This window comes from Methylobacterium sp. WL6 (assembly GCF_008040095.1).
Classification (GTDB): Bacteria; Pseudomonadota; Alphaproteobacteria; order Rhizobiales; family Beijerinckiaceae; genus Methylobacterium.
Map to the genome: position 1 here is coordinate 1 of NZ_VRVH01000381.1, position 3603 is coordinate 3603.

5 protein-coding genes are annotated in these 3603 nt (G+C 70.0%); 1 reads left to right on the forward strand and 4 read right to left on the reverse strand.

Features of this window, described 5'->3' with window-relative positions:
* Together FV230_RS25910 and FV230_RS25915 are read right to left on the reverse strand one after the other, a co-directional pair.
* Positions 1-866: GDSL-type esterase/lipase family protein (locus FV230_RS25910; protein ID WP_147844433.1), on the reverse strand; the 866-nt coding region annotated here is incomplete at its 3' end.
* An 11-nt stretch (positions 867-877) separates the two neighbouring features.
* The gene (locus FV230_RS25915; RefSeq protein ID WP_147729421.1) at positions 878-1969 is read right to left on the reverse strand and encodes an OpgC domain-containing protein; all 1092 of its coding nucleotides are present in this window, start codon (positions 1967-1969) and stop codon (positions 878-880) included.
* Between the two features lie 183 nt (positions 1970-2152).
* On the opposite strand from FV230_RS25915, the gene FV230_RS25920 reads away from it, so the two are divergent.
* A complete protein-coding gene (locus FV230_RS25920; protein WP_147729422.1) occupies positions 2153-2425 on the forward strand; it encodes a hypothetical protein in 273 nt (90 codons plus the stop codon).
* 30 nt (positions 2426-2455) lie between these two features.
* Here the strand turns inward: FV230_RS25920 and rfbA are convergent, their stop codons facing one another.
* Both rfbA and FV230_RS25930 read right to left on the reverse strand, forming a co-directional pair.
* Positions 2456-3334: a glucose-1-phosphate thymidylyltransferase RfbA gene (gene rfbA / locus FV230_RS25925; RefSeq protein WP_147844431.1), complete on the reverse strand. Its 879-nt coding sequence runs from the start codon at positions 3332-3334 to the stop codon at positions 2456-2458.
* A partial coding sequence (locus FV230_RS25930) for a sugar nucleotide-binding protein (RefSeq protein ID WP_147844432.1) occupies positions 3331-3603 on the reverse strand: 273 nt, incomplete at its 5' end. The genes FV230_RS25930 and rfbA, both read right to left, overlap by 4 nt.

Consider the following 3603-nt stretch of genomic DNA (forward strand, 5'->3'; position numbering starts at 1 on the left):
GTGCCGGACGTCTCGCGCGGCGGCGCGGCCGCGCTGCCGGTGGCGTCGGGCTGCTGCAGCGACAGCGTGATCGCCCGGCTGACATGCTCGGCCATGCAGCGCAGGCCGAGGTCGTTCAGCCGGAATTGCTGGCCGAGCATGTGGCCCTCGCCCTTGTCGCTGCGCCCGGCGAGGTAGCGCATCGCGTCGTAGCGCAGCACCAGCGGCACCTTCTCGCTCGTCGCCACGGTGCGCACCGACTGGACGATGCTGGTGTAGTACGCGTCGGCGGCGAGGCTGGCGGTGTAGAGCGGATCGACCAGGACCACGTCGATGTCGTGCGACTTGATCCACCTCACGGTCTCTGTGAGGGCGTCGGTGAAGGCGTCGAGCTCGACCCGGGCGAGGGCGTCGTGGGTGCCCACCTGCCAGATCACGAGGTCCGGCTCGACGTCGGCCACCATGCTGCGCAGGCGCTCCGCCGCGCCCGAGGCGATCTCGCCCTGGAGGCCGCGATACTCCATCACCACGTCGACGTTGGGCATCGCGCGCTCCAGCGCCGTCTCGAGCTTGACCGGGTAGGTCGCGGACGCGCCGGGCGCGGCATTGCCGCCGATGGCGAGCACCCGCACCGGGCGCTTCTTCAGGATCGCCGCCTTCACCGCCTCGAGCTGGGCCAGCGTGTAGAGCTGCGAGCCCGGCACGCGGCATTCGGGCGACAGGCTGGGATCGGCGGGCTCCGCCTCCTTGGCCGCGGCTCCGGAGGGCGGGGACACGATCATGGGAGCGCCGCTCGACCGGGGCGCGGCCTCGCGGGGGGCGTCCTGCGCATCCGCGGGGGCGCTCGCGATGAGGCCGAGGAGCAGGGCGGCGGCGATCCGGCGCATCGCGGCGGCCCTCACGACGCCACCCGGACTTTTCGGCCGCGCCATTCCACGAACCACGCGGTCGCGCCGAGGCCGACGATGCCGACGGCGAGCACGATCATGTCGACGATCAATCCGCCGCCGGTCCGAAAGCGCAGGAGCTGGCCGCCGAGGCTCAAGATCGATCCCATGGAGAACACGGCCAGGGAATTCCGGCCCAGGCTCGCAAGATACCCGACAATCAAGGGGATGCGGGGCGCGATGATACCGTAGACCGGGCCGAATGCGAGAAGGACGCCCACGAAATGTAACAGGCGCGCCGGCGTCAAGTAGGTCTTGTCGAAGCTGAACAGCAGTCGCGGGTCCGGGACCAGCATCGGATCGGGGCGGATCTCCAGCACCGAGAGCACGATCCCGAGGACGACGATCGCGATCCCGAGGGGGAACAGGCGGCGCGACCACAGCCGCAGCGTGCCCGAGGTGCGGTTCCAGTCCTGCAGGACGAAGCCGAGCACCAGGAGCAGCTGCCAGCACCACGGATCGAAGAACCAGTCGCCCTGCCCGGGCCAGGACGGCAGGTTCCACTCCTCGACGAGGCTGGCGAGGTAGAGGCCGGCCGAGAGCCCGAGGGCGAGGAGCCGGCTCTCTCTGGCGATCAGCACGAAGACCGGGGCGATCCCGAGCAGCACCACGTAGAGCGGCAGGATGTTGAAGAACCCGAGCTGGTGGGTGAGCAGCACCATGCCGACGACGGTTTGGATCGGGTCGGCGAAGAACCCGCCGGCATTGTGCCATTCGAGGATCAGCGGGTTGTCGAAGACCAGCGCGGTGCCGGCGATCATCGCCAGCGCGATCACCATCACGGCGAGCTGCGCCCGGTAGACCTCGATGGTGCGCGACAGGAGGCGCAGCACCGAGCGCAGCCGCGGCTCGGGCGTGCCGTCGCGGCCGCGGGTGGCGATGCCGATCGACCAGCCGGCCAGGAACACGAACAGCTCGGCCGCGTCCGAGATGCCGTACTGCGAGTAGGTGTAGCGCTCGAAGGTGTTGCCGGGGACGTGATTGATGAAGATCGTGACCAGGGCGAGCCCGCGCCAGAAATCGATCGCGTTCGGTTCCCGCATCGCGGTGTCGGCTCCGGAAGTTCGGCGTGCGGGTTCGTCCGCCGGCGGCGCGTCGCGACGCGGCGAAGGCCGGTCCTGATACGGCGGCGCAGGCCCGACTGCAAAGGTGCGCCGCAGACGCCCCGCCCCGCGGGTCGAACCGACACGCCGTCGCCCGCGTTACGCCGGGACAAGGAGCCGACGATGTCCAGAACCCACGGAATTTCCGCTTTCGCCCTCGCCGCCGCTGTGGCCGCGTCATGGTCGGGCCAAGCGCTCGCCCAGGCCCAGACGGGCACGGGCGGCGGGCCGACCACGACGATCACCGCGCCGAACACCTCGAGCGTCGGCCAGACCGTTCCACGCCCGGGCGCCGCCGGCGAGGGCAGATTGGGCGACCGGGAGACGCGGACGGCCAACGAGAAGAAGGACGATCAGCTCATGCGCGGCATCTGCATCGGCTGCAGCAAGCAGTGACGGCGGCCCGGCGGTTCACTGAACCCGAGTTCACGCCGCCGGGTTCTCGCGTGCCAATCGCAATAGGTTCTGTCCGTAGGCGGTCTTCTTGAACAGCTCGCCGCGGGCGACGAGCTGCTCGTGGCCGATGAAGCCCTGCTCGAACGCGATCTCCTCCAGGCAGGCGACCTGCAGCCCCTGGCGGTGCTGGATCGTGCGCACGAACTCGGAGGCCTCCAGCAGGCTGTCGTGCGTGCCGGTGTCGAGCCAGGCGTAGCCGCGGGACATCTTCTCGACGTGGAGCTGGCCGCGCTCGAGATAGGCCTCGTTGACCGAGGTGATCTCGAGCTCGCCCCGCGCCGAGGGCGTCACCGCGGCGGCGATGTCGAGCACCTGATTGTCGTAGAAGTACAGGCCGGTCACCGCCCAGGTCGATTCCGGCTCGGCCGGCTTCTCGACCAGCCGCAACGGCCGCCCGGCCGCGTCGAGCGTGACCACGCCGTAGGCCTGCGGGTTCTCGACGTGGTAGGCGAATACCGTCGCCCCCGCCTTGCGCTCGGCGGCGCGCGCCAGCAGCTCGGTCATGCCGGCGCCGAAGAACAGGTTGTCGCCGAGAATCAAGGCGACGGAATCGTCGCCGACGAACTCGCGGCCGATGAGGAAGGCCTGCGCCAGCCCCTCGGGCCTCGGCTGCACCGCGTAGGCGAAGCGCAGCCCGAACTGCTCGCCGGTGCCGAACAGGCGCTTGTAGTTGTCGAGGTGCTCGGGGCTGGAGATGATCAGGATCTCGCGGATGCCGGCCAGCATCAGCACCGAGACCGGGTAGTAGATCATCGGCTTGTCGTAGACCGGCAGCAGCTGCTTGTTGATCGACAGCGTCGCCGGATGCAGCCGCGTGCCGGAGCCGCCGGCCAGGATGATGCCCTTCATCGGAAGGCCTCCGTTGTGACCGGCCCGATCAGGCGGTCGAGAATGGTGTCGAGAGCTTGTTGCCACGGCCGCATCGCGATGCCGTAGGCGGCGTTCAGGCTCTCGGTCGAGAGCGCCGAGTTCGCCGGCCGCCGGGCCGGGGTCGGGTAGGCGCTGGTGGGGATGCCCGCGACCGGCACGGAGCGGCCGCCGCGGCGGGCGCTGCCGGCGACGATGGCTTGCGCAAAACCGTGCCAGGTGGTCGTCCCGGCGTTGACGCAGTGGAAGGT

Bases quoted from the DNA above. Each gene is read 5' to 3' on its own strand.
- rfbA (WP_147844431.1), bottom strand. From the start codon at position 3,334: ATGAAGGGCATCATCCTGGCCGGCGGCTCCGGCACGCGGCTGCATCCG.
- FV230_RS25920 (WP_147729422.1), top strand. From the start codon at position 2,153: ATGTCCAGAACCCACGGAATTTCCGCTTTCGCCCTCGCCGCCGCTGTG.
- FV230_RS25915 (WP_147729421.1), bottom strand. From the start codon at position 1,969: ATGCGGGAACCGAACGCGATCGATTTCTGGCGCGGGCTCGCCCTGGTC.